Genomic DNA, 23383 nt, shown 5'->3' with positions numbered 1-23383 from the left:
GTGTCTCACGCGGCGGCCGGGACGCCGGTTCGCTGGGGCTGCCCGGGCCGGGGCGGTTCGTCCGGGGTGTGGCTCGGGAGGACGAACGAGACCAGGACGGCGACGCCGGTGAAGGCGACGGTCCACCAGAACGCGACGTCGAAAGCGTGCGCGAGATCGCCCGTACGGGAAGCGGCACTGGAGAGGATGACGGCGAGCACGGCGACGCCGGCGGAGCCGCCGATCTGCTGGGCTATGCGGGTGACGATGCTGGCGTGCGGGATCTTCTCGTGGGCCAGGCCGGTGAACGCGACCGTCATCAGCGGGATGATGACCATGCCCAGGCCGAGGCCGCGGAGGAACAGGGCTGCCATCAGGGGCCAGACCGGGGTTTCGGCGCCGGCGAAGGCGAACGGGACCGTGGCCAGGCCGACCAGCACGAAGCCGAGGATCGAGACGCCGCGGGGGCCCACCCGGTCGACCAGGCGGGCGGCGGCCGTACGGCTCAGCAGCGAACCGACGCCCTGCGGGATCAGCAGCAGACCGGCGGCCAGCGCGTCGGAACCCCGCAACTGTTGCCAGTAGAGGGGCAGGAGCAGCATCGCGCCGTACAGGGAAGCGCCGGACAGGAACATCAGCACCGAGGCGGCCCAGGTCGGGCGGGAGCGCAGCACCTCCAGGTCGACCAGGGCGCTGCCCCGGCGGCGCAGGGACCACAGGACGAAAGCGGCCAGCAGCAGGGCGCCGGTGATCAGGGGGACCACTACGTCCGTACGGGAAAAGCCGTTGTTGACGTTGGACAGCCCCCACAGGAGCAGGACCAGCGCGGGTGACATGAGCAGAAGGCCGACGACGTCGAGCCGGACACGTGACGGTGCGTTGCCGGTGGGGAGCCAGCGCCATGCCAGCAGCAGAGCAGCCAGGCAGATCGGCACGTTGATCAGGAAGAGCCAGCGCCAGTCGCCGGCGCCGAGGATCAGGCCGCCGATGACCGGTCCCAGGATCGGGCCGATGGCGGTCGGGAGCGCGACGATCGTCATGAGGCGGGTGCGGTCGGCGGCGCTCGCGGCCTGGACGATCATCGTGGTCATCAGCGGCATCATGACGCCGCCGCCGAGACCTTGGACGACGCGGAACGCGATCAGGCTGGGTGCGTCCCAGGCGAACGAGCAAAGCACCGAACCGAGCAGGAACAGGGTCAGCGCGGCCATCCACAGCCGTTTCGCGCCGAGGCGGCTCTGCAGCCAGCCGACGGTCGGGATGACGACGCCGAGCGCGAGCAGGTAGGCCGTGGAGACCCACTGGATCGTGTCGACGCCGGTGCCCAGGTCGATGGCCAGTTCATGCAGGGCCACGCTCACGATCGTCGAGTCGAGGATGACCGCGACGCCGCCGGTGAGCACGGCGAGAGACGTCCGGAGGGTTTGCCGTTCGATAGCCATCATGGCCGCCTTAAGATACGCAGCTGTATCTAACGACTCGACGGTAGACCGGCGCGTTAAGATACGCAAGTGAGTCTTAATACCCGTCGGCGCGGCGCCGAGCTCGAGGACGCGATCCTCGACGCGGCCTGGACCGTGCTGATCGAGCAGGGCTACTCGGGCTTCACCTTCGAGGCGATCGCCGCCCGCGCGGGCACCAGCCGGCCGGTGCTCTACCGCCGCTGGCCCCAGCGGGACGACCTGCTGATGGCCACCCTGCGCCGGAACTGGGGCTCGAAGCCGATCCCGGTCCCCGACACCGGAAGCCTGCGCGACGACGCGATCACCTATCTGCGCAACGTCGACTACGGGCGCACCGGCCTCATGACGATGATCAGCGCCCAGCTCATCGACTACTTCCGGGCCACCGGCACCAACTTCCGCGACCTGCGCGACTCGCTGCGCCCGCCCGGCGCACCGACCGGCTTCCACCGCATCGTCGCCCAGGCCGTCGCGCGCGGCGACCTGCCCGACCAGCCGCGCTCGCCCCGGGTCGTCGATCTGCCGTTCGACCTGCTGCGCAACGAGATGCTGATGACCATGCGCTCGGTCTCGGAGGAGTGGATCGCCGAGACCGTCGACGAGGTCTGGCTGCCGCTGTTACGGGCAATCTGAACGCGGGGCGATATCGCCGCAATTACCCTGAATGAGTGGACACCCGGGGCCAGAGTCTGCTCTACACGCTCACCGTGGGCTACGAGCGGTGGGCCCGGCGGCGAGGTGGCGGCGCCGGGCGTCCCCGGGCGATCGTCTTCGGGGCCGGCCGGGCGGCGGACACGCTGCTGCACAACATGGTGTTCGACCCGGAGAGCCCGTTCGAGGCGGTCGGCATCATCGACGACGACCCGGCCAAGCAGCGGCAACGCGTGGCCGGCATCTCGGTGCTGGGCACCCGGGTCGACCTCGATCGGGTGGTCGCGAGCACCGGGGCCGAAGTGGTCATCTTCGCCGTGGGCAACGCCGGGGCGGGGCTGATCCGCAACATCCGGGAACGTACGGTCGCGGCCGGCGCGCGGCTGATGATCGTGCCCGAGACCAGCGAGACCAGCGACCTGGACGCCCGCGACATCCGCGACGTGCAGGTGACCGATCTGCTCGGCCGGCACCGCCTCTACGTCGACCACGCGGCGATCGGCGGGCTGCTGACCGGGCGCCGCGTGCTGGTGACCGGGGCCGGCGGCGAGATCGGGTCGGAGCTGTGCCGGCAGATCCACCGCTACGACCCGGCCGAGCTGATGATGCTCGACCACGACGAGGCGGCCCTGCTCGACGTGCAACTGAGCGTCGACCCGCGGGCCGAATCACACGACCCTTCGGTCCTGCTCGCGGATGTGCGAGATGCTTTTCGCGTACGGGATATTTTCCGTACGCGGGAACCCGAAGTTGTCTTTCACGCGGCTGCCCTGAAACACCAGCCCCTGCTCGAACGCCACCCGTCCGAGGCCGTCAAGACCAATGTTCTCGGCACGCTGAATGTGCTCGAGGCGGCGTCCGGAATGGTCGTGAACATCTCCACCGACAAGGCGGCCGACCCGGTGAGCGTGCTCGGTCACACCAAGCGCATCACCGAACAGTTGACCGCGCATTTCGGCGGCGTGAGCGTGCGATTCGGCAACGTGCTGGGCGCGCGGAACTCGGTGGTGACCAAATTCGCCGCCCAGATCGCCGACGGCGGGCCGATCACGGTGACCCATCCCGACGTGACCCGCTATCTGGCGACCACGCAGGAAGCGGTCAGCCTCACTCTGCTGGCGGCGGCCATTTCCCGCGAGGGCGAGGCACTGGTGCTGGAACTCGGCGAACCGGTGCGCATCGCCGAACTGGCCCGCCAGATGATCGCTCTCGAAGGCCGCCCGATCGACGTCGTCTTCACCGGCCTGCGCCCCGGCGAGAAATTGTCCGACGTCCTTTTCGGCGCCGGCGAAATACCGTCCCGGCCGCGCCATTCGATGATCGCCCACGTTCCGGTGCCGCCCTTGGACCCGTCCCGCGTACGCCACCTGGCCGCCGACGGTCCTCCCCCGGCGGTCGCGAACGCGTTGGCCGATCTGTGCGCGCCGTGGGAGGACCGGACCGCCGCCTGACCGGGAGCGGCACCACCGTCGCCGTGCCGACCTGAGGCACTCGGATCAGCAGTAAATACGCCGTGCTACGGGCCACTGCCTGGCACACTGCCACAATGTCTACAGTCGACGATGTCACCTCCGTACGCTACGAGCGGATGCGCTGGAATACGCCGCTGTCGCAGACCCACGCCGACCTCCTCCTTCAACGACTGGGCATTTCCGCCGGCGCCGGCGTGGTGGACCTCGGATGCGGCTGGGGCGAATTGTTGTTGCAGGCAGTCGGCGCCGGCTCGACCACGGGTATCGGCGTAGACATCGATGATGCGGCCTTGGCGCGCGGCCGTAAGCTCGCCGCCGATCGGTCCCTCGACAAGCGGGTGACGTTCCTGAATCAGGAAGCGTCGGCATGGCGGGAACCCGCGGACCGGGTCTTGTGTATCGGCGCTTCCCACGCGTTCGGAGGAACAGCCACAGCTCTCGAGTCGCTCGCTGGCCTCGTCCGGCCAGGCGGCCGTCTGCTGTTCGGCGACGGGTTCTGGGAGCGTCCGCCCTCACCGGAGGCGACCGAGATCATCGGCCCCGGAATCATGCCGCTCGCAGGTCTCGTCGAGCAGGCCCGAGAGCTGGGCTGGCGAGTGCTGCACATGAGCGTTGCCGATCAGCGCGAATGGGACGATTTCGAGTCGACGTGGCTCGCCGGCCGGCAGGCGTGGCTGCTGCGTCATCCCGATGATCCCCGCGCAACCGAGCTCCGAGACGAACTCGATATCCGGCTACGCGAATACGTCGGCGTCTATCGCGGCGTATTCGGCTTCGCATATCTCATACTCGGCCGCTGACGCCTCCAACTGCGGCCGGCTTCGGTCTACTCGTCGAAGCCCAGGACGATTCGGATGTCCGGCGGGGCGCCCAACTGTGTCAGCGGGGTCAGTCGTTCGAAGAAGTACGGGGTCAGGAAGTCGCGCAGCCGGACGAGTTCGCCGTCGTTTGGGGGGCGCCGATTGCGGAACGTCTGGTCGTAGTCGTAGGCCAGTAGCTCGGCCAAAGTCAGCCAGGAGGTCGACGAGAGGTCGGGCAGCCAGGAGTCGAAGTCGTCGCCGACTGCGTCCAGGTCGGCGGGCAGGCCGCGCGGCGCGGCGATCACGGGCGACTGCGAATAGTTCCGCATGCCGGCCAGGAAGCCGAAGATCGCGTAGTTCGGGTGCTCGAAGATTTCCGGCTGCGGTTCGACCCTCGTCCAACGGCCGTCCCGGCGAACCTCGACCGCGGTGTGAATGTCGGCGACCATGTCAGTCATTCTCGGCGGGCCTGGCCACGATCCAGCTCACGCCGGCCGCCGTCAGGCGGAAGGGTGAAGCCGCGCGCGTCCGAGGCCGAGGCGTTGATCTCCTCGACGGTCCGATCGAGAAGCCCGGCGTAAGTCTCCAGCCACGCGCGCACCGCGGGCTAGGTCTCGTCGCGGAAGGACAGGCCGGCCTCGGCCAGGGCCGTGCGCAGGCGGCCGAGGGCGAACGGGCCGACGCCGTGCAACGCCCCCACCTCGGCGGCGGTGAGGGTGGCCGCCTGCTCGAGCCGGACCACGCCGTGTGCGGTGAGCGCGCGGGTCGCGGGCGCGCCCAGGTGCGGCAGCGGGGTGCCGGGTTCCGGGGCGGAGCGACTGGCGTCGGACCGGGGAAGGCCCTCGTGGTCGAGGACGGCGCCGCCGCGGGCCGAGAGCCGGTAGCCGATGTCGAGCGACTCGGTGAGGCCGCGTTCCTTCAGCTTGCGCACGTTCTGTTTGAACGAGAGCGTGTCGCGGCCCATCCGTTCGGCCAGGTCGGGGGCCCGGGTGGCGGGCAGCTCGTCGATCAGCGTCAGGGTCGCCCGGGTCCACGGGCCGGTCGACGACGAGCGGTCCAGCCGGTCGAGCCAGGCGACGAGCGCGTCGAGCTCCGCGGCGTCGGGCACCGCCTCGCGCAGCGCCGCGCGGGGGTCGGCGCCGGCGTAACGCAGCCCGATTCGATAGACCGGCCGCTCGGGGTGCACACGGTCGAGCCCCTGTCGCAGCGCCGCCAGCGACGCTGCACCGGCCCGGCGCGCCTCCGCGGCGGTCAGCCGGCTGACCGGCACACGGTCGACGGAGGTGATCTCGATCAGTCCGACCGCCGAACGCATCTGCGTGCCGACCCGGAGCCGCGGTTGCTCCCAGCGGCGGAACGCCAGGTCGACCGCACCGGCCCGGATCGCCGCCAGTTCCGCGGGGCGCATCTGCATGCCGACCAGTTCACCACAAGCTCGCCCGTCGTAAGCTCGGGCCGGTGAGTGAGCGCAAGATCGATGTCCTCGTGGTGCGCTGGTACGAGCGCCGCAACGCGACGATCGTCGGGCGGTGGCTGGACGCGGCCCGGGAGCATCTGCCGGAAGCGGTGCCGGTGCGGTTCGGTGACACCGAGCCGCTGCGCGGGCGGGGCGGGCCGGCCGAGATCCAGGCGGCCTGGGACGACGCGTCGCCGCTGCTGTTCCTGGTCGGGAAGAAGCCGGTCTACCACATGTCGATGGCGGGTGGCGGGAGCGGCTGGCCCGTGAAGCACGGGCCGACCGCGGTGCAGTCATTGAACATCGTGGCCGAACCTGACGACGTACGGGTAAAGGAATTTGCCCTGGCTCTGATGAGTGAGGACACCTTTTACGTGTCGGCGTCGGTGGCCGGTGGGATGACGCTCGACCGCAACGCGCTGTGGGGGCCGGCCGAGCAGCCCGAGGAGGCCTACCTGGCGCCGATGGGTGACTGGCTCGGGTTGCCGCCGTCGCCGCCGGCCTGGGCCCTGTTCGGGAAGGACTATGCGCGGCTCGCCGGGGGCACGTCGTACCGGAACGGGCCCTGGGTGGACGAGAAGTTGCAGGCGCGGCTCTCCGAGATCGACCCGGCTCAGCGATATGCCCGGAAGATGCCGCGCGGGCTGCGGCGGTCGGCGTGGCAGTTGATAACGGGTCGTTGAGAAGGGGAAACAAAAGCGAAACGGAGGGTTTCTCAGCTTCGGGGTGCATGTTGGGATGAGACCGCAGTCACAGAACCGACCCGAAGGGGACCGACCGCATGCTCAACCTCTCGATCCTGCTCGAGGACAGCGCCCGCAACTTCCCGGATCGGGCGGCTGTCGTCCTCGGTGACCGGCGCCTGACCTACGCCCAGGTCGACGCGGCCGCCAACCAGGTGGCCAACCTGCTCGTCGAGCGCGGTATCCGGCCCGGTGACAAGGTCGCCCTGTCCTGCCCCAACCTGCCGTTCTTCCCGATCGCCTACTACGGCATCCTGAAGACGGGCGCGGTCGTGGTGCCGTTGAACGTGCTGCTCAAGGGGCGCGAGATCGCCTACCACCTGGCCGACTCGGAGGCCAAGGCCTACCTGTGCTTCCAGGGCACCCCGGAACTGCCGATGGGCACCGAGGGCTTCGCCGGGTTCCAGCAGACCGACGGCTGCGAGACGTTCTTCCTGATCACGGCCGATCCGGCGGCGCCGTCGCCGATCGAGGGGGCCGAGACGCTGGGCAGTGGGCTGGCCGGGAAGGCGCCGACCTTCGAGGCGGTGCTGCTGCCCGAGACCGACCCGGCCGTCATCCTCTACACCAGCGGGACCACGGGGCAGGCCAAGGGCGCCGAGCTGTCGCACTCCAACCTGCTGCTCAACGCGCTCACCTGCAACCGGCTGTTCGGCAGCGTGCCCGGCACCGACACGCACCTGCTGGTGCTGCCGCTGTTCCACTCGTTCGGCTCGTCGGTGAACATGAACGCGGGCTTCGCCACCGGCGCCACACTGGTGCTGCTCCCCCGGTTCGACGCGGCGGCCGCGGTCAAGCTGCTCGAGAGCGAGGACGTGACGTTCTTCGCGGGCGTGCCGACCATGTACTGGGGGCTGCTCAACGCGCTGACCGACGACGTCGACGTCGAGCGCATCGCCCGGAACATGCGGGTCGCCGTGGCCGGCGGGTCCAGCCTGCCGGTCGAGATCATCAAGGCGGTCAAGGAGCGGTTCGGGGTGACGATCCTCGAGGGGTACGGGTTGTCCGAGACCTCGCCGGTGGCCACCTTCAGCAAGCCGGGGGCCGAGCCGCGCCCCGGTTCGATCGGCGTCCCGATCTGGGGCGTCGAGGTGAAGCTGATCGACGCCGAGTGGAACACCGTGGAGAACACCGACGAGATCGGCGAGATCGCGATCCGCGGCCACAACATCATGCGCGGCTACTACAACCGCCCCGAGGCCACGGCCGAGGTGATGCGCGACGGCTGGTTCCGCAGCGGCGACCTGGGCCGGCGCGACAAGGACGGCTACTACTACATCGTCGACCGGGCCAAAGACATGATCATCCGCGGTGGCTTCAACGTGTATCCGCGGGAGATCGAAGAAGTGCTGATGACCCACGAGGCGGTCTCGCTGGCCGCGGTGATCGGCGTGCCGCACCCGAGCCACGGCGAGGAGGTCAAGGCGTTCGTGATCCTCAAGCCGGGCGCGACCGCCACCGGGGAGGAACTCGTCGAGTGGGGCAAGGAGCAGATGGCGGCGTACAAATACCCGCGTGTCGTGGCCGTGGTGGAGTCGCTTCCGATGACCGCTACGGGCAAGCTGCTCAAGCGCGAGTTGAGCTGACCCCGCTTACTGCGCGGTTGCATCGATAGCGCACAGTAGGGGCCACAAAACGCGGGGAGGCAAAGATTGACTACGGCCCTGGCGGCACGGCCCGCGAAGACCATCGAGCAGAGGCCCGGCGTGCTGCGCCGGGTCGGCGGGCTCCGGCACACGTCGCCCGGGCGCTTACAGCTGCTGATCGCCGTCCTGGTCGCCCTCGGGCTGCTCAGCGGCCTGCTGGCCGGCGTCGCCGGGTCGTCGGCCCGGGCCGGCACCGACGATCTCGGTGACCGGGCCCAGCCGCTGCTCGTGGAGGCCGAGGCGATCTATTCGGCGATCGCCGACGCCGACACCACTGCCGCCCAGGCCTTCCTGGCCGGTGGGCTGGAACCGCAGCAGCTGACCGAACGCTACGACGAGGACCTCCGGACGGCCACCACCGCTCTGACCTCAGCGGCCCGCCGCACCCAGGAGAACGGGCGCGCGGCCGACGCCGTACGGGAACTCTCCTCGGGTATCGCCACCTACAACGCGCTGGTGGCGACGGCCCGGGCCAACAACCGGCAGGGCAAGCCGGTCGGCTCCTCCTATCTGTCCGAGGCCTCGCGGCTCAACCGGGAGGCCCTCCAGCCGCAGGCACGGGCGCTCTTCGACAGCGCCCAGACCGAGGTCGAGGACGGGTACGGCAAGGCGGGCGCGGCCGGCTGGATGTCGCTGCTGCTGCTCTCGCTGCTGGCCCTGCTGATCGCGCTGATCCTCACCCAGCGCTACCTGAGCCGCCGCACGCAGCGCACGTTCAATCTGCCGCTGCTGGCCGCGACCGTGGTCACGCTGCTCTTCACCGTGGGCGGGCTGGCGCTGCTGATCAGCCAGCAGTCCCGGCTCGACCGCGCGGCCAACCAGGGCTCGGGGCCGCTCACGTCGATCGCCGAGAGCCGCATCCTGGCCCTGACCGCGCGCGGCGACGAGGCGCTCACCCTGGCCGGGCGGGCCGGTTCGGGGCCGTACGAGGTGAACTTCGACCAGACCGTCGAGCGGCTGATGCTGGAGCGGGGGCCGCTGCTGAACGCGTACGGCTCCCTCGACCCCGCCCTCGGCCGGTACATGGACAGCGCCGCCACGGAGCTCCAGGCGTACGTCACGACGCACAAGGAGGTGCGCCGGCTCGACGACGGCGGCGAGTACGACGACGCGGTCGACCTGGCCATCGGGCCCGGCACGACGGAGCAGTTCGACGGGGCCCGCAAGTCGCTCGAGCAGGCCCTGGACAACCGCAAGGCGTTCTTCACCGACGAGATCGACGCCGCCGGCAACGGGCTGGGGCTGCTCACCGTGCTCGGGCCGCTGCTCGCGCTGGTGATCTGCGCGCTCGGGTTCGCCGGGCTGCGGGCGCGACTGGAGGAGTACCGCTGATGCGAATCCGTTCCGTGGTCGCGTTGGTGGCCGTCCTCTCGCTGGCCGCGTGCTCGGGCGACACCGGCCCGCTGTCCACCGACGTGCTGCCCGACCAGCCGGCCGTCACCCAGACCGCTCCCCCGGCCGAGACGGCGCCCGCGCCCAACTGCAACCCGCGGGCCAGCCTGCGCCCGGCCGGTTCCCTGCCCGCGCCCGGTGACATGCCCGCGGGCAGCTACATGGAGACGATCCGCAAGCGGGGCCGGCTGGTGCTCGGCACGAGCCAGGACACCCTGCTGTTCAGCTCGCGCAACCCGTTCACGGGCAAGATCGAGGGCTTCGACGTCGACATGGGCCGCCAGATCGCCGAGGCCATCTTCGGCGACGCGGACAAAATTCAGATCAAAGTCATCGCGTACGACAAGCGGGTCAGTTCCGCCGCGGACGGCAGTGTGGATATCGTCGCGGACACCATGACGGCCAACTGCGATCGCTGGCAGGACGTGAACTTCTCCAGCATCTACTACGAAGCCGGGCAGAAAGTGCTCGTCTCGTCGAGCTCGAAGGCGAAACGCATCGAGGACCTCGGCGGTCAGAAGGTGTGCTCGGCCGCCGGGTCGACCTCGTACGAGAACATCGGCAAGGTCAAGAGCAGCAAGCCGGTGATCGGGGTGGCCAAGCCGGCCTTCGGCGACTGCCTGGTCGCGTTCCAGCGCAACGAGGTCCAGGGCATCTCGACCGACGACACCATCCTGGCCGGGATGGCCAGCCAGGACCCGTACGCCAAGGTGATCGGGCCGCGCTTCACCGAGGAGCCGTACGCGATGGCGATGTCGCAGGCGCACCCCGAGTTCGCCCGGTTCGTCAACGCCGTGCTCGCGCGCAACCGGGCCGACGGCACCTGGAAGAAGACGTACGACAAGTGGCTGGGCGACTTCGGGGCCGCCCCCGAACCGCCGAAGGCCCAGTACCAATGACGGATCCGGCAGCGGCCGAGCTGCTTCGGCTCGAGACCGCGGTGACGGCGATCGCGGCGAACCTGGTCGACCTCGACGACAACCCGGCCCGCAAGGAGCTGGACCGCTCGCCGCTGACCGGGAAGACCGCCGCGGCCTGGGCCGACGCGACGGCGGCGCTGACCGAGCTGTGGGACGGCTACCGGCTGCTCACCGAGGTGATCGCCCGCGGGCAGGAACTCCGCGACCTGAAGCGGCCCAGCGACGCCGACCGGGCCCGGTTCCGGCACGAGGTGCTGGGCGAGTCGATCACGCTGTCGACCCAGGTCGTGCCGCTGGCCCAGCGCGGGCTGCTCGGGCCGGGCCAGGTGCAGACGACCTGCTCACCGGGGCGGTTGCTGTCGGCCATGGAAGCCGCGTTCGGCACCGCGGTCGGGGTGGCCACCAAGGCCGGTGCGGCGTGGGACCGGCTGCTGCCGGCCGCGGCCGAGGCGGCGAGTGCGTTGGAGACCGTACGGCGGTTGACGCGCGCGGCGGGCGGCAGCACGGCCACCATCGACGAGGCGGATCGGCGGCTGGGCCAGTTCACCGCGACGCTGGCCGGTGATCCCCTCGGTGTCGAGGAGAGAGACCTGGCTGCCGTACGGACCCTGATCCAGCGCGCCGACGCCGAACGCACCTCGGCCGGCGAGCTGCGTGAGGCGCTGACCCAGCGGCTGGCCGACGCCCACCGACTGGTCGCCGAGCTGGTCGCGGCCACCGACGAGGCGGGCGCGGCGGCCGAGAAGGCGTACGACCGGTTCCCGCCGCACGAGATCGTGCCGGTGCCGCCGGGCGACCTGCGGCCCGACCTGGCCGCGATCGACGCGCTGGCCGCGGCCGGGCACTGGCCGCTGATCAGCGCCCGGCTGTCGGACTGGACCCGGCGGGCCCGCGAGCGGCTGCGGACGCTGCGCGAGGGCGCCGCCCACAACGCCGGACTGCTGGCCGCCCGCAACGAGCTGCGCGGCCGGTTGGACGCCTACCAGGCCAAGGCGCTGCGCCGCGGACAGGCCGAGAACGCCCAGCTCTCCCCCCTGGCGGCGGCCGCGCGCGAGGCGCTCTACGTCGCGCCGTGCGATCTGACCGTCGCCCGCCGGGCCGTCAACGCCTATCAGGATGCGCTGACCGCCACTCTTCCGAAGGACGGCCGATGAAGTGCGAACGTAACTGCCCGGGGACGATCGAGGACGGGTACTGCGACACCTGCGGTCTGGCGCCGCGAGCGGGTGCCGCCGCCCCCCGGCCGCGTGAGGTCACCACCCCCACCGGGCCCTCGACCCGGACGAGCGCGCTCTCCACCCGTACGGCCGGATCGGCTCGCACCGGCAGCTCACGCACCGGATCGTCGCGCCGGCGGTTCGGCGGGGGCCTGGTCGACATCGCGCCGATCACCCAGGCCGACCCGTCGACCGCCGTGATGACCCGGGCCGAGGTGCCCGAGTCGAAGCGGTACTGCGCCAAGTGCGGCAACCAGGTCGGCCGGTCCCGGGGTGACCGCGAGGGTCGCACCTCCGGCTTCTGCCCGGCCTGCGGCGAGGCCTTCAACTTCACCCCCAAGCTGGTCAAGGGCGACCTGATCGGCGGGCAGTACGAGGTGGTCGGGGCGCTCGCCCACGGCGGTCTGGGCTGGATCTATCTGGCCGTCGACAAGAACGTCTCGGACCGCTGGGTGGTGCTCAAGGGCCTGCTCAACTCGGGCGACGAGGACGCGCTGGCCGCGGCCGTGGCCGAGCGGCGGTTCCTGGCCGAGGTCGAGCACCCGAACATCGTCAAGATCTACAACTTCGTCGAGCACGACGGCGCCGGCTACATCGTCATGGAGTACGTCGGCGGCGAGTCGCTCAAGGACATCCTCAAGAAGCGGCGCGCGGCGGCGGGCGACGTGACCGACCCGCTGCCGGTCGACCTGGCCCTGGCGTACGTCCTCGAGATCATGCCCGCGTTCGGCTACCTGCACGACCGCGGACTGATCTACTGCGACTTCAAGCCGGACAACGTCATCCAGGTCGCCGACCAGATGAAGCTGATCGACCTCGGTGGCGTCGTGCACATCGACGACCACGACGCCGCGCTCTACGGCACGGTCGGCTACCAGGCGCCCGAGATGGCCACGCTGGGCCCGTCCATCGCCTCCGACCTTTTCACCATCGGCCGTACGCTGGCAGTGCTCACCACCGATTTCCGCGGTTACCAGAGCACGTTCGCCGACAGCCTGCCCGATCGCGGCGAGTTCGAGGTCTATCAGCGGTTCGAGTCGTTCTACCGCCTGCTCGACCGGGCCACCCGCAAGAACCCGGTGGAACGGTTCGTCGACTCGGCCGAGATGGCCGAGCAGATGATGGGCGTGCTGCGGCAGGTGCTGGCCACCGACGGCACGCCCCGCCCGGCCACGTCCCGGCTGTTCACCGGCGAGATGCGCACCGATCCGCGGGCCGAGACACCCCGCTGGCAGGACCTGCCGACCCCGCTGATCGACCTGACCGACCCGGCGGCCGCGTTCCTGGCCTCGGTGACCGTGACCGAGCCGTCCGAGGTGCTGACACTGCTGCGCTCGGCGCCGGCCGACACGATCGAGGTGCGGCTGCGCGCGGTGCGGGCCCGGATCGACATGGCCGCCCGCACCAGCGAGTTCGGCGAGGCCCGCGAGGCGTGCGACCGGCTGTTCGCCACCGAGGGCGCCGACTGGCGGGTGGCCTGGTACGACGGTCTCCTGCGGCTGGCCCAGGGCGACCACCCGACGGCCCTGCAGCGCTTCGACGCGGTCTACTCGGCGCTGCCGGGTGAACTGGCGCCCCAGCTGGCCCTGGGCCTCACCCTCGAACTGGCCGGTGACCCGGCGGCCGGCGGCTACTACGACGTGGTGTCGCGCACCGACCCGGCCTACACGGCGGCGGCGGCCGGGCTGGCCCGCTGCCGGCTGCGCTCCGGCGACCGCAACGGGGCCGTGGAGGCGTACAACCGGGTGCCCGGCACCTCGTCGGCCTTCCGCAGCTCGCAGGTCGGGGCGGTGCGGGCCCTGGTGCAGGCGCACCCGTCGGCCGCCCCCGACGTCGACTCGCTGGCGGCCGCGGCGGCCCTGATCGAGCGGCTCGAGGTGGAGGCGGCCCAGCTCGCGGCGCTCCGGGCCGAGCTGCTCGAGCAGGCGCTGCGCAACGTCGCGGGTGGGACCACGCTGCCCGCGGCCGTGCTCGGCTCGGCCCGCAGCGGGAGCATCCGGGAACGCGACATCCGGTTCGCGCTGGAGCAGGCGTACCGGGAAATGGCTCATGCCGCCCACGGGGCCGAGAAGATCCGGCTCGTCGATCAGGCGAACGCGTCGCGACCCCGGACCAGGACATGACGGCCCGCGAGGCCCATACTTGGTCCCCCGACACCGGCACCACCTGTGACAGCGAGGCTCGATGACCACCACCGACTGCGCCGCGTGCGCCGATGAGCGCGCCGCCGGAGCGGCCTTCTGCGAGAGCTGCGGACGGTCGCTGAACCCGTCGGCCGACGCCGGGCCCGCCTGTCCGCACTGCGGGACACCGGGGAGCATCGGCGAGGACGGGTACTGCGAGAATTGCGGGATGCTGGCCGGACGGGAACGCGACCACCTGGAGACCGACTGCGGCGAGGTGGCCGCCGCGGTGACCGACCGCGGGCTGCGGCACCATCGCAACGAGGACGCGATGTGGCTGGCCACCCGCGGCCCCGACGTCGACGTGATCATCAGTGACGGGGTGTCGTCGTCGTTCGACCCCGACGTGGCCTCGCTGACCGCGGTGACGGCGGCCGGCGCCCTGCTCGGCGAGGGCGGTGACCTGGCCGCGGCCATCGGCTCGGCGCAGGTCGCGGTGGCCAAGCTGGCCGCCGAGGGCGACCCGCGCCGCCAGGCCTCCAACCCGGCGTGCACGATCGTCTCGGCGACCGTCCGCGGCGACGCGGTGACGGTCGGCTGGATCGGGGACAGCCGGGCCTACTGGGTGCCCGAGGAGGGCGTGGCCGAGCAGCTCACCGAGGACGACTCGTGGGCGACCCACGTGATCGCCCTGGGCGCCGACCCGGAGACGGCGATGCGCGACCCGAAGGCCCACGCGATCACGGCCTGGCTCGGGGCCGACGCGGGGACGGTCACACCGCGTACGGCGGAATTCGTCGTCGGCGACCCCGGCCATCTCGTGCTGTGCAGCGACGGGCTGTGGAACTACCTGACCGACCCGGGCGCGTTCGCCGCGGCGGTCCGCGAGGGGTTGCGCGAGCAGGGCACTCTGATCTCCGCGGCCCGGTGGCTCGCCGACTACGCGAACACCGCCGGGGGCGCCGACAACATCACCGTGGCTCTTGTACCGATCACGCCGCTTGGGGGAGCACAGGAATGACGTACACCGCCGAGGCCTTCCAGAACGAGTACCTCGCCCTCGGGGCGACCGAGGTCAACGCGATCGTCACCGTCACGTCGTCGGGCAGCGCCACGGGCGTGCGCACCGGGGGCGCCACCGAGGTCATCATCGTCGACGCGTCCGGCTCGATGCAGGCCGAGGGGCGCATCGCCGCCGCCCGGCAGGCCGCGAAGGCCGCGGTCGCCTGCATCGACGACGGCGTGCACTTCGCGCTGATCGCCGGCGTCGGCACGGCCCAGCAGCTCTATCCGGCCCCCGGCGAGCTCGCGGTGGCCACGGCGCAGACCCGGGCCGAGGCCACCTGGGCGATCGACCGGCTGCACGCCAGCGGCGGCACCGCCATGGGCGCGTGGCTGCTGCTGGCGGCCCAGCTGTTCGCGCAGCGGCCGGGCGACATCGCCCACGCGATCATGCTGACCGACGGCGACAACGGCGAGCGGCAGGGCTACCTCGAAAGCGTCCTCGACTCGATCGCCGGCCGGTTCACGGTCGACAGCCGCGGCGTGGGCACCAACTGGAAGGTGTCCGAGCTCCGCAAGATCGCCGACGCGATGCTGGGCACGGTCGACATCGTGGCCAGCCCGGCCGACCTGACCGCGGCGTTCGAGCAGATGATGACGGCCGCGATGGGCAAGACGACGGCCGACGTGCAGCTCAAGGTGTGGACACCGGTCAACGCGACGGTGCGCTTCGTCAAGCAGGTGGAACCGCAGGTGGCCGACCTGACCGGCAAGCGGGTGGCCGACGGGGCCCGGGCCGGGCGCTACCCCCTGGGCGCGTGGGGTGCGGAGAGCCGCGACTACCACGTCTGCATCGACGTGCCGCCGGGCGCGTCCGGCGACGAGATGCTGGCGGCGCGAGTGTCGATCGTGGAGGGCGACACGGTGCACGCGCAGTCCCTAGTGCGAGCGGTGTGGACGGACGACGCGGCGCTGTCGACCCGGATCAACCGGCAGGTGGCCCACTACACCGGGCAGGCCGAGCTGGCCGAGGCGATCCAGGCGGGCATCGAGGCGCGCAAGGCGGGCGACGACCACACGGCGACGATGAAGTTCGGGCGGGCGGCCAAGCTGGCCCACGAGAGCGGCAACAAGGCGACGTCCGAACTGCTGGCCACGGTGGTCGACATCGAGGACGCGGCGACCGGCACGGTGCGGCTGCGGCGCAAGGTGGCGGCGGCGGACGAGATGGCGCTGGACACCCGGTCGACGAAGACCGTGCGGGTGGGGCGCGGCCAGTGACGACGTACGCCTGCCCCAAGGGTCATGTGTCGGAGGAGAGCGACTTCTGCGACACGTGCGGCGCCAAGATCGACGGGGTGACCGAGGCCGTTACCCTCGTCTCCCCCACGCCGGCCCCCGCCCCGACCGCCGCGGCCCCCACCTCCGCCGCCGAACCGTGCCCTAATTGCGGTACGCCCCGGGCCGGGACCAGTCGCTTCTGCGAGGACTGCGGCTACGACCACAGCACCGGCCGGGTGCCGGCCCTGGTGCCGCCGGCCGAGGCTTCGCCCGCGGCGGGCTGGACGGTGTCGATCGCGCCGGATCGCGCGTACTTCGAGGAGAACGCGATCGACGGCATCGAGTTCCCCGAGGGAGCCTTGGGCCGTACGGTCCCGCTGCCCCCGCCGCAGGTCCGGATCGGCCGCAAGAGCAACTCGAAGGGCACCAACCCGGAGATCGACCTGTCCGACGACGACCCCGGGGTGTCGCACTCGCACGCGTTGCTGACCCTGAGCGTCGACGGGGTGTGGTTGGTCTCCGACGTGGGCTCGACCAACGGGACCTACGTCAACGAGGAGGAGTCACCTCTGACTGCTGGGCAGTCGCGGGCGCTCACCGACGGGGACCGGGTTCACGTGGGCGCTTGGACCACGCTGACGTTGCACGCTCCGGCCTCTTGAGCGTTTCACACCTTATGGGCCCGGCCTCGTGAACCCGGTCGTGCGGGAGCTCGAGCTGCCGGGCTCGGGCTGGTGGCTCCAGTGGCGTGAGGACGGTTTCTGGCGCGAGATCAACGACGCGCAGCGCCACGACGAGGCCGCGGGAAGACACGTGCCCGGCGAGGACGAGTGGGTGGCCTGGACCGGTTCGCGGCAACCCCAGTCACGTGGCGGCGACTGGGGTGGTGCGGCTTGGTGGCTGTTGTACGGGGAACTTCCTGCTGACGGAACCGCTCCCCGGGTGGAACTGCAGGACGCCGCGCAACCACCGGTTCTAGTGCTCGGCCAGGTGTGGGCGTGTGAGTGGCACGCGGTCGCTCAGCCCGCGACCGTACACATCGCCGGGCAGCAGGTGGTGCTGCCGTTCGCCGAGCCGCGATATCGGCGCGAGCCCGAGGACACGCCGGGGCACGGCTGGTTCCGCTACGGGGACGACGCTCCCGGTTCCCGCTGAGACGACGCGCATCGCTCCGCTGACACAGGCACGGGGACGACACTCTGGCGCCGCTCGACGCGGCAAGGGAACGCCATTCCCGCCCACGCCGGCAAGGCGACGACACTCTCGCTCACGCCCGGCAACGCGACGACACTCCCGCTCACGCCCGGCGAAACGACGACACTCCCGCTCACTCACTCACGCCCGCCACGGCGACGATGCTCGCTCATGACGGCGCAGGGACGCCACTCCCGCTCACTCCAGCCACGGCGACGATGCTCGCTCACGCCGACGCGGGGACGGCACCGCCGGCACCATCCGGAGACGACGCGCATTGCTGCGCTGGCACCGGCACGGGACGACGCTCCCGGCTCCCGGCTCCCACTCGGCAAGGGAGACACTCCCCGCTCCCGCTCAGCAAGGGGGACGCTCCCGCTCCCGCTCACGCTGAGCAAGGGGGACACTCCCCGCTCACGCTCAGCAAGGGGGATACTCTCGGCTCCCGCTTACGCCAGCACGGCGACGCCGCGCGAGGCTCCGACAGTTTTCCGGTTCCGATTGCCCCGCCCCGCAGCTAGTCCGGGGGTTCCTGCTCGGATTCGTCGTCGCCCTCGTTGCGGTTCGCGCGATGCTCGTTGATGCCCTTGTTGCTGCTGCCGGCGGCGGGCGTATCGGCGGTGGGCGGCGCATCAGTGGGGAACTCGTCGGTTTCCGGGGCGCCGGTGATCCACTGGTCCGAGCCGGCTCCCGCGTTCGGCGTATGAGTCATAGCTGGCGGTTACCCGCGTTGCGGTGAGTCATGCGGCTCTGCGTAGCTGCTGCCGCAGTCGACTGCGTCGCTGCTGCTGCAGTCGGCTGCCGCTGGGATCGGCCGCGTCGCTGCTGCTGGAGTCGACCGCAACGCCACTGCTGGGGTCAACCGCAACGCCACTGCTGGGGTCAACCGCAACGCCGCTGCTGGAGTCAGCCGCGATGGTGCTGCAGGCGTCGGACGCGACGCTGCTGCTGGGTCGGCCGCGATGGTGCTGCAGGCGTCGGGCGCGATGGTGCTGCAGGCGTCGGACGCGATGCTGTTGGGGTCGGCTGCGTCGGTTACTGCCGCGTCGGCGAGTGGCGCCGCAGCACCTCTGCGGCTGTCTCGGCGGGCGAGGTGGTGCCGTCGATGGTGATGACGTGGTAGCCCAGGTCACGCGCCGACGCGGCGATCCGGGTCGCGAAGGTCGCGTCGCGGCGCATCCAGCGGTCGAAAGCCTCGTCCGGTGCGGGCAGACCGGCCAGCAACTCGTGCGCCCAGGGCCGGTCGCCGTAGTGGCGGCGCTGGAACGCATCGGTCGGAACGATCCATACGGCTTCCGCATGGGTCACCCCGGCCGCGGCGAGTAGTGACGGGAGCAGGGCGGCACCCTCGACGACGACAGAGGCCGGCAGGTCGCGGACGATCATCGGGAACTCCTCGACGCCCAGCCGCAGCACGTCCGCGACCTGCACCTCGATGGGTTGCGACAGGCGGTCACCGACCGGCATCGTCGTCACTTTGCGCATGGTCGGGCCGCCGCCCTCGGCGACGTGCCGGTCGAACGCGTCGTCGCACGAATAGAGCGGCAAACCGAGCGCCTCGGCGACCAGGCCCGCGACCGTGCTCTTGCCGGCACACGGCGAGCCCCCGATCCACACGCGCGTCACAACGAGCCACCGAACCACACGCGCGTCACAACGAGCCACCGAACCACACGCGCATCACGGCGAACCGCCGATCCACACCCGCGTCACAGCGAACCACCGAACCACACGCGCATCACGGCGAACCGCCGATCCACACCCGCGTCACAACGAGCCACCGAACCACACGCGCATCACGGCGAACCGCCGATCCACACGCGTCACAGCGAACCGCCGAACCACACGCGCATCACGGCGAGCCCCCGATCCACACCCGCGTCACAGCGAACCGCCGAACCACACGCGCATCACGGCGAGGCCATCCGCATGCCGATGCCCCGGCTGCCCGCGAACGCAGGGGTCATCCTGCCCCTCGACTCGCGCCTCACGGGTAAGCGATCCGCACGCCATTTCCCCGGTTGCCCGCGGACACCAGAGCCAACGCACCCGAACCCGCCGCAGAGCAAGCGCGCCACGGAAACGCTGTCCGCATGCCAACAGCCCACCCGCGACCTCGACAACCAACCCGCCACAGCCAACCCACCGACAGGCGCGTCACGCGAACACCTCAGCCACCGCGCCCGAGCCCGTCGCCACGCGCGTCACGCGAACACCTCAGCCACCGCGCCCGAGCCCGTCGCCACGCGCGTCACGCGAACACGACAGCCAACACACCCGAGCCCGAGAGCACGCATGCCACGGAACGCCATCTCCATGCCGACAGCCCACCTGCCGCAGCCCACCCACCGACACACGCGTCACGCGTGGACGACAGCCAACCCGCGGAGGCTGCCTGTCGCCACACGCTTGTCATGGGAAGGTGATCTGCATGCCGATGACCTGGTCGTCTGCGTAGTCGAGGGCGAGCGTGCCCGTTCCGCCTCTCGACCAGACGAAGTCGATGCGGCCGTTTCCGTGGTTGGCGACTATGCGCATGGTGTCGGTGGGTGGGTTCGAGGTGTAGGCGGCCGCGATCGCCTCGCGGCCCTCGTACGGGCCGAACGGCACTCCGGTGAACGTCATGACCGCGTCGGGATGCAGCGCGTCGACGAAAGTGGCCCAGTCGCCGCTGAGCACGGCGGCGTTGAAGCGATCGACGTGCGTGACGACATCCATCCGTCGCATTCTAGCGGTGGCCGAAAAGGATCAGCCAGCGCCGACGGGGAGCATGCGGGTCAGACACCTGAGATCGTCGGTGATGAGGTTGCCGCAGTGGAGACCGGCAGGCGGACGGTGTCGATCTGCTGGTCGTTCCCGAGTGCTTTCGGCAGGGCTACGAACTGCGTGAACCGCGCGGCCGAACCCTCACGGAACTGTGCCTCGACGTAGCGCCGGCCGTTGTGCTGGGAATGGTCGAGTCACGCGACGGAACGCTGTTCAACACGGCCGCGGTGGTGCGCGGCGGGTGGGTTGCCCGGGCGTACCGGAAAACGTTTCTGACCCGCGGCGAACAGCGGGTGGCGACGCCTGTGCGGTGTTCGAGGTGGCCGGCGTCCGCGCAGTATCCGCATGCTGCCGCCGCGGTGGCCCGGCCGAACACACAACTGCTCCTGCTGCCCGCGCAGAACATGATGCCGCGCGAAAAGGCGTACGCATGGCAGAACCGGTACAACGAGCTGCGCCGCCGCCGGGTTCGCGAGAGCCGATGTCACGGGTACTCGCGGCGATCGGATCGGGCTCGGGCCGGCCGGTGTGCTGAATCCGGACGGCGAGAGGCACCGTCGGAATGGCGGTCGCGGAAATTCCGTCGGGCTTGGCTTGCAGTTCAACGGCGTGCGCTCTGCTGGGAGTGAGCCGGGTGACATCCCCCGCGAGTCGCCGCGGGTGCCCGCCGATCGGAGGCAGGATGAGGGACGTGGAGACGGATCTTCAGCTCGCACAGCGGGCCGCGATGACCGGGGCGGCGGTGGCGCTGCCACACTTCGAGGCGCTGGCCGAACTGCCCCGCGAACTCAAGTCGGACGGCTCGATCGTGACCGCAGCCGACCGGGCCGTCGAGGCGGCGATCCGGGAGGTGCTGGCCGAGGTCCGGCCGTCCGACGCCGTGCTCGGTGAGGAGCAGGGCCAGACCGGTTCGGCCGGGCGCCGCTGGATCATCGACCCGATCGACGGCACCGCCCTGTTCGTGGCCGGTGACAACCGGTGGCTGATTCTGATCGCCCTCGAGGAGGACGGTGAGGTCACCACGGCGGTCGCCGCGCATCCGGCTCAGGGCAGTGTGTGGTGGGCGACGAAGGGTGGCGGCACGTTCGAGGGCCGCATCGTCGGCGGCCGGATCGTGGCCGAGACGCGGGTGCACGTCGCCGCCGACGGGGACGACACCGTGGCCGGGTGCCGGCTCAGCGTGGTGCCCGAGGAGTGGGGCCGCGACCTGGTGGCGCCGCTCAAGGATCACACGCCCGCCCTGCCGTGGCCGATCCACCCGGCGCTGCTGATCGCCCGCGGCGACCTCGACCTCGCCGTGCAGACCGGCGGCCAGATCTGGGACTTCGCCAGCACGTCGCTGATCGTCCGCGAGGCGGGCGGCAGCTACAGCGGCGTCAACGGCCGCCTCGAGCCGGGTCCGGGCGCGTCCGTGTACGCCCGCAGCGACGCCCTGCGCCTGGCCGCACTCGAGTTGGTAGCAGTGGTCAGCGGCGGCGTCGCCTAGCGGGCCGGCGGCGGCGGCGAGGGAAAGCGAGTCGCGGTGATCAGCTCGGCGTGCTGGCGGATCCGGAACGACCCGTCGGCCGCGATCCGTCCGGCGATGAACGAGCGCGCCGCGACCTGTTCCGAAGAGGTCAGCGGCACCCGTCCCTGGCTGCCGAAATAGCGGAGCACCGGCTCCGGATCCGGTACCTCCAGCGAACTCGGATAGCGCTCCGCCGAGACATCATGAAAGAGCCTTCCCACGTACGCCGTGGCCGTCCCCGCCGTGATGTCGTTGTGCCCGGGTCGCAGCCCCAGATCGTCGCGGCCCACCGCCGGCCCGATCTCGGCCAGCTCGGCCAGGTGGTCGTCCCCGTTGAGTCCCATGGCCAGCCGCCCGCCCGGCCGCAGCACCCGCGCGAACTCGCTCAGCCCGGCCACCGGATCGTCCAGGTGGTAGAGCATGTGGTTGGCGATGAGCAGGTCGAAGCTCGCCTCCGGGAACGGCAACCGGGTGGCGTCGCCACGCACCACCGCGGCCCCGGGCACCTCGCGGAGCCGCGCGCACATGGCCGGCGAGAAGTCGGCCAGCGTCAGCCGCATGTCGTGCCCGCGCGGATCGACCCGGCTCCACAGTGCACCCGTGCCCGCCCCGACCTCGAGCACATCGCCGCGCAGGGGTAGCCGCTCCCCCAGCCACGAATACCAGTCCTGCGGATTGGTGCGGTAGTCGTAGATCGCGATCCGCGCGGCGAGGTTGCCATCGGTGGCGAAATACTGCTCCCGGGCGCGCGCGGCAGGTGTATTCATGTGCGCAACGCTACGAGGCCAGGCGTACGAGCATCTTGCCGGTGTTCTCGCCCTTGAGCAGCCCGATGAAGGCGGCCGGCGCGTTCTCGAGGCCGTCAACGATCGTCTCGCGGGCCCGCAGCCGGCCGTCACGCACCCACGGGCCGACGTCGGCCAGGAAGTCGGGCATCCGCCGGTTGTGGTTGCTCACGATGAAGCCGCGCAGGTTGAGTTCCTTGCCGATGGCCAGGGCCAGATTGCGCGGCCCGGCCGGCGCCGACGTCTCGTTGTAGCCGGCGATCGCCCCGCACATGGCCACGCGACCGTATTTGGTCAGCGACCCGATCGCCGCCTCGAGGTGTTCGCCGCCGACGTTGTCGAAGTAGACGTCGATGCCGTCGGGTGCGGCGGCGCGCAACTGCTTGCGTACGGGAGCCTCCCGGTAGTTGAAAGCGGCGTCGAAACCGAGGTCGTCGATCAGGTGACGGACCTTCTCGTCGGAGCCGGCGCTGCCGATGACCCGTTTCGCGCCCCGCAGCCGGGCGATCTGCCCGGCCACACTGCCGACCGCGCCCGCCGCGCCCGAGACGAACACCGTGTCGCCCTCGCGGAACTGGGCGATGTCGACCAGTCCCACGTACGCGGTCAGCCCGGTCATTCCCAGCACCCCGAGGTAGCTCGAGTCGGCCGCGTCGACGACGCGGGCGCGGCCGGCGTCGACCACCGCGTATTCGCGCCATCCGAGGCCGTGCACCACGAACGACCCGACCGGCACGTTCCCGGCCGGCGAGGACACCACTTCGCCGATCGCCGCGCCGTCGAGCGGCTCGCCCAGCGCGAAGGGCGGCGTGTACGACTTGACGTCGTTCATCCGCCCGCGCATGTAGGGGTCGACCGACATCACAAGGTTGCGGACGAGCAGCTGCCCCGGCCCGGGCTCGGGCATCGGCACGTCGGCCATCTCGAACGTCTCGGCGGTGGGCCACCCCTGCGGCCGGGCGGCGAGCCGGATCTCTCTCACCCGC

Annotated in this window: 22 protein-coding genes; 14 read left to right on the top strand and 8 right to left on the bottom strand. The window is 71.0% G+C overall.

What is annotated here, in order from left to right:
* Window positions 1-5: 5 nt before the first annotated feature.
* Window positions 6-1424, bottom strand: a complete 1419-nt coding sequence (locus KOI35_RS13575; protein ID WP_246613045.1) for an MDR family MFS transporter — start codon at window positions 1422-1424, stop codon at window positions 6-8.
* Between the two features lie 66 nt (window positions 1425-1490).
* Between KOI35_RS13575 and KOI35_RS13570 the strand changes: the two genes are divergently transcribed.
* The 3 genes from KOI35_RS13570 (at window position 1491) to KOI35_RS13560 (ending at window position 4365) form a co-directional block, all read left to right on the top strand.
* A complete protein-coding gene (locus KOI35_RS13570) occupies window positions 1491-2075 on the top strand; it encodes a TetR/AcrR family transcriptional regulator (RefSeq protein ID WP_215787218.1) in 585 nt (194 codons plus the stop codon).
* A gap of 35 nt (window positions 2076-2110) precedes the next feature.
* Window positions 2111-3544 (top strand): polysaccharide biosynthesis protein, encoded by a 1434-nt coding sequence (locus tag KOI35_RS13565; protein WP_308120953.1) that lies wholly within the window; start codon window positions 2111-2113, stop codon window positions 3542-3544.
* A gap of 95 nt (window positions 3545-3639) precedes the next feature.
* On the top strand, window positions 3640-4365 hold the full coding sequence (locus KOI35_RS13560; protein ID WP_215787217.1) for a methyltransferase domain-containing protein: 726 nt from the start codon (window positions 3640-3642) through the stop codon (window positions 4363-4365).
* Window positions 4366-4391: 26 nt separating this feature from the next.
* Here the strand turns inward: KOI35_RS13560 and KOI35_RS13555 are convergent, their stop codons facing one another.
* The gene (locus KOI35_RS13555) at window positions 4392-4814 is read right to left on the bottom strand and encodes a hypothetical protein (RefSeq protein ID WP_215787215.1); all 423 of its coding nucleotides are present in this window, start codon (window positions 4812-4814) and stop codon (window positions 4392-4394) included.
* Window positions 4815-4972: 158 nt separating this feature from the next.
* Window positions 4973-5779 carry a hypothetical protein gene (locus KOI35_RS13550; RefSeq protein ID WP_215787213.1) on the bottom strand — a complete coding sequence of 269 codons (807 nt, stop codon included), beginning with the start codon at window positions 5777-5779 and terminating at the stop codon, window positions 4973-4975.
* 44 nt (window positions 5780-5823) lie between these two features.
* Here KOI35_RS13550 and KOI35_RS13545 point away from each other — a divergent pair, with 44 nt between their 5' ends.
* The 10 genes from KOI35_RS13545 (at window position 5824) to KOI35_RS13500 (ending at window position 17300) form a co-directional block, all read left to right on the top strand.
* Entirely contained in the window at window positions 5824-6504 is a 681-nt protein-coding gene (locus KOI35_RS13545) for a hypothetical protein (protein WP_215787211.1), read from the top strand.
* A 98-nt stretch (window positions 6505-6602) separates the two neighbouring features.
* Window positions 6603-8150 (top strand): long-chain-fatty-acid--CoA ligase, encoded by a 1548-nt coding sequence (locus KOI35_RS13540; RefSeq protein ID WP_215787209.1) that lies wholly within the window; start codon window positions 6603-6605, stop codon window positions 8148-8150.
* 66 nt (window positions 8151-8216) lie between these two features.
* Entirely contained in the window at window positions 8217-9542 is a 1326-nt protein-coding gene (locus KOI35_RS13535; RefSeq protein ID WP_215787207.1) for a GlnX family signal transduction membrane protein, read from the top strand.
* Window positions 9542-10501, top strand: a complete 960-nt coding sequence (locus tag KOI35_RS13530; RefSeq protein WP_215787205.1) for a glutamate ABC transporter substrate-binding protein — start codon at window positions 9542-9544, stop codon at window positions 10499-10501. The genes KOI35_RS13535 and KOI35_RS13530 overlap by 1 nt, the downstream gene beginning before the upstream one ends.
* Window positions 10498-11676 (top strand): hypothetical protein, encoded by a 1179-nt coding sequence (locus KOI35_RS13525; protein ID WP_215787203.1) that lies wholly within the window; start codon window positions 10498-10500, stop codon window positions 11674-11676. The genes KOI35_RS13530 and KOI35_RS13525 overlap by 4 nt, the downstream gene beginning before the upstream one ends.
* The gene (locus tag KOI35_RS13520) at window positions 11673-13862 is read left to right on the top strand and encodes a serine/threonine-protein kinase (RefSeq protein WP_215787201.1); all 2190 of its coding nucleotides are present in this window, start codon (window positions 11673-11675) and stop codon (window positions 13860-13862) included. The genes KOI35_RS13525 and KOI35_RS13520 overlap by 4 nt, the downstream gene beginning before the upstream one ends.
* Before the next feature lie 61 nt (window positions 13863-13923).
* Window positions 13924-14883: a protein phosphatase 2C domain-containing protein gene (locus KOI35_RS13515; RefSeq protein ID WP_215787199.1), complete on the top strand. Its 960-nt coding sequence runs from the start codon at window positions 13924-13926 to the stop codon at window positions 14881-14883.
* Complete coding sequence (locus KOI35_RS13510; RefSeq protein WP_215787196.1) at window positions 14880-16145, top strand: vWA domain-containing protein; 1266 nt, start codon at window positions 14880-14882, stop codon at window positions 16143-16145. The genes KOI35_RS13515 and KOI35_RS13510 overlap by 4 nt, the downstream gene beginning before the upstream one ends.
* Window positions 16142-16807 carry an FHA domain-containing protein gene (locus KOI35_RS48895; protein WP_215787194.1) on the top strand — a complete coding sequence of 222 codons (666 nt, stop codon included), beginning with the start codon at window positions 16142-16144 and terminating at the stop codon, window positions 16805-16807. Before KOI35_RS13510 ends, KOI35_RS48895 begins: the two co-directional genes overlap by 4 nt.
* Before the next feature lie 40 nt (window positions 16808-16847).
* On the top strand, window positions 16848-17300 hold the full coding sequence (locus tag KOI35_RS13500) for a hypothetical protein (RefSeq protein WP_215787193.1): 453 nt from the start codon (window positions 16848-16850) through the stop codon (window positions 17298-17300).
* Between the two features lie 556 nt (window positions 17301-17856).
* Here KOI35_RS13500 and KOI35_RS13495 read toward each other — a convergent pair.
* From KOI35_RS13495 to KOI35_RS13485, 3 genes are all read right to left on the bottom strand, one after another.
* On the bottom strand, window positions 17857-18051 hold the full coding sequence (locus KOI35_RS13495; RefSeq protein ID WP_215787191.1) for a hypothetical protein: 195 nt from the start codon (window positions 18049-18051) through the stop codon (window positions 17857-17859).
* A 323-nt stretch (window positions 18052-18374) separates the two neighbouring features.
* Window positions 18375-18965, bottom strand: coding sequence for a hypothetical protein (locus KOI35_RS13490; protein ID WP_215787182.1), 591 nt, complete (start codon window positions 18963-18965; stop codon window positions 18375-18377).
* Window positions 18966-19751: 786 nt separating this feature from the next.
* The gene (locus KOI35_RS13485; protein ID WP_215787180.1) at window positions 19752-20057 is read right to left on the bottom strand and encodes a nuclear transport factor 2 family protein; all 306 of its coding nucleotides are present in this window, start codon (window positions 20055-20057) and stop codon (window positions 19752-19754) included.
* A 739-nt stretch (window positions 20058-20796) separates the two neighbouring features.
* Between KOI35_RS13485 and KOI35_RS13480 the strand changes: the two genes are divergently transcribed.
* Entirely contained in the window at window positions 20797-21591 is a 795-nt protein-coding gene (locus KOI35_RS13480) for an inositol monophosphatase family protein (protein WP_308120950.1), read from the top strand.
* Here KOI35_RS13480 and KOI35_RS13475 read toward each other — a convergent pair.
* A complete protein-coding gene (locus KOI35_RS13475; protein ID WP_215787171.1) occupies window positions 21588-22379 on the bottom strand; it encodes a class I SAM-dependent methyltransferase in 792 nt (263 codons plus the stop codon). The genes KOI35_RS13480 and KOI35_RS13475 overlap by 4 nt on opposite strands.
* A gap of 10 nt (window positions 22380-22389) precedes the next feature.
* A complete protein-coding gene (locus tag KOI35_RS13470) occupies window positions 22390-23319 on the bottom strand; it encodes an NADP-dependent oxidoreductase (RefSeq protein WP_246613144.1) in 930 nt (309 codons plus the stop codon).
* Window positions 23320-23383: the final 64 nt, after the last annotated feature.

Source organism: Paractinoplanes bogorensis (assembly GCF_018829635.1).
Lineage (GTDB): Bacteria > Actinomycetota > Actinomycetes > Mycobacteriales > Micromonosporaceae > Actinoplanes > Actinoplanes bogorensis.
The sequence above is the reverse complement of the archived record's forward strand: the minus strand, read 5'-3'. Positions and strand labels throughout refer to the sequence as shown.

Bases quoted from the DNA above. Each gene is read 5' to 3' on its own strand.
- KOI35_RS13575 (WP_246613045.1), bottom strand. From the start codon at position 1,424: ATGATGGCTATCGAACGGCAAACCCTCCGGACGTCTCTCGCCGTGCTC.
- KOI35_RS13560 (WP_215787217.1), top strand. From the start codon at position 3,640: ATGTCTACAGTCGACGATGTCACCTCCGTACGCTACGAGCGGATGCGC.
- KOI35_RS13555 (WP_215787215.1), bottom strand. From the start codon at position 4,814: ATGGTCGCCGACATTCACACCGCGGTCGAGGTTCGCCGGGACGGCCGT.
- KOI35_RS13550 (WP_215787213.1), bottom strand. From the start codon at position 5,779: ATGCAGATGCGCCCCGCGGAACTGGCGGCGATCCGGGCCGGTGCGGTC.
- KOI35_RS13540 (WP_215787209.1), top strand. From the start codon at position 6,603: ATGCTCAACCTCTCGATCCTGCTCGAGGACAGCGCCCGCAACTTCCCG.
- KOI35_RS13530 (WP_215787205.1), top strand. From the start codon at position 9,542: ATGCGAATCCGTTCCGTGGTCGCGTTGGTGGCCGTCCTCTCGCTGGCC.
- KOI35_RS13525 (WP_215787203.1), top strand. From the start codon at position 10,498: ATGACGGATCCGGCAGCGGCCGAGCTGCTTCGGCTCGAGACCGCGGTG.
- KOI35_RS13520 (WP_215787201.1), top strand. From the start codon at position 11,673: ATGAAGTGCGAACGTAACTGCCCGGGGACGATCGAGGACGGGTACTGC.
- KOI35_RS13515 (WP_215787199.1), top strand. From the start codon at position 13,924: ATGACCACCACCGACTGCGCCGCGTGCGCCGATGAGCGCGCCGCCGGA.
- KOI35_RS13510 (WP_215787196.1), top strand. From the start codon at position 14,880: ATGACGTACACCGCCGAGGCCTTCCAGAACGAGTACCTCGCCCTCGGG.
- KOI35_RS13495 (WP_215787191.1), bottom strand. From the start codon at position 18,051: ATGACTCATACGCCGAACGCGGGAGCCGGCTCGGACCAGTGGATCACC.
- KOI35_RS13485 (WP_215787180.1), bottom strand. From the start codon at position 20,057: ATGGATGTCGTCACGCACGTCGATCGCTTCAACGCCGCCGTGCTCAGC.
- KOI35_RS13475 (WP_215787171.1), bottom strand. From the start codon at position 22,379: ATGAATACACCTGCCGCGCGCGCCCGGGAGCAGTATTTCGCCACCGAT.
- KOI35_RS13470 (WP_246613144.1), bottom strand. From the start codon at position 23,319: ATGGCCGACGTGCCGATGCCCGAGCCCGGGCCGGGGCAGCTGCTCGTC.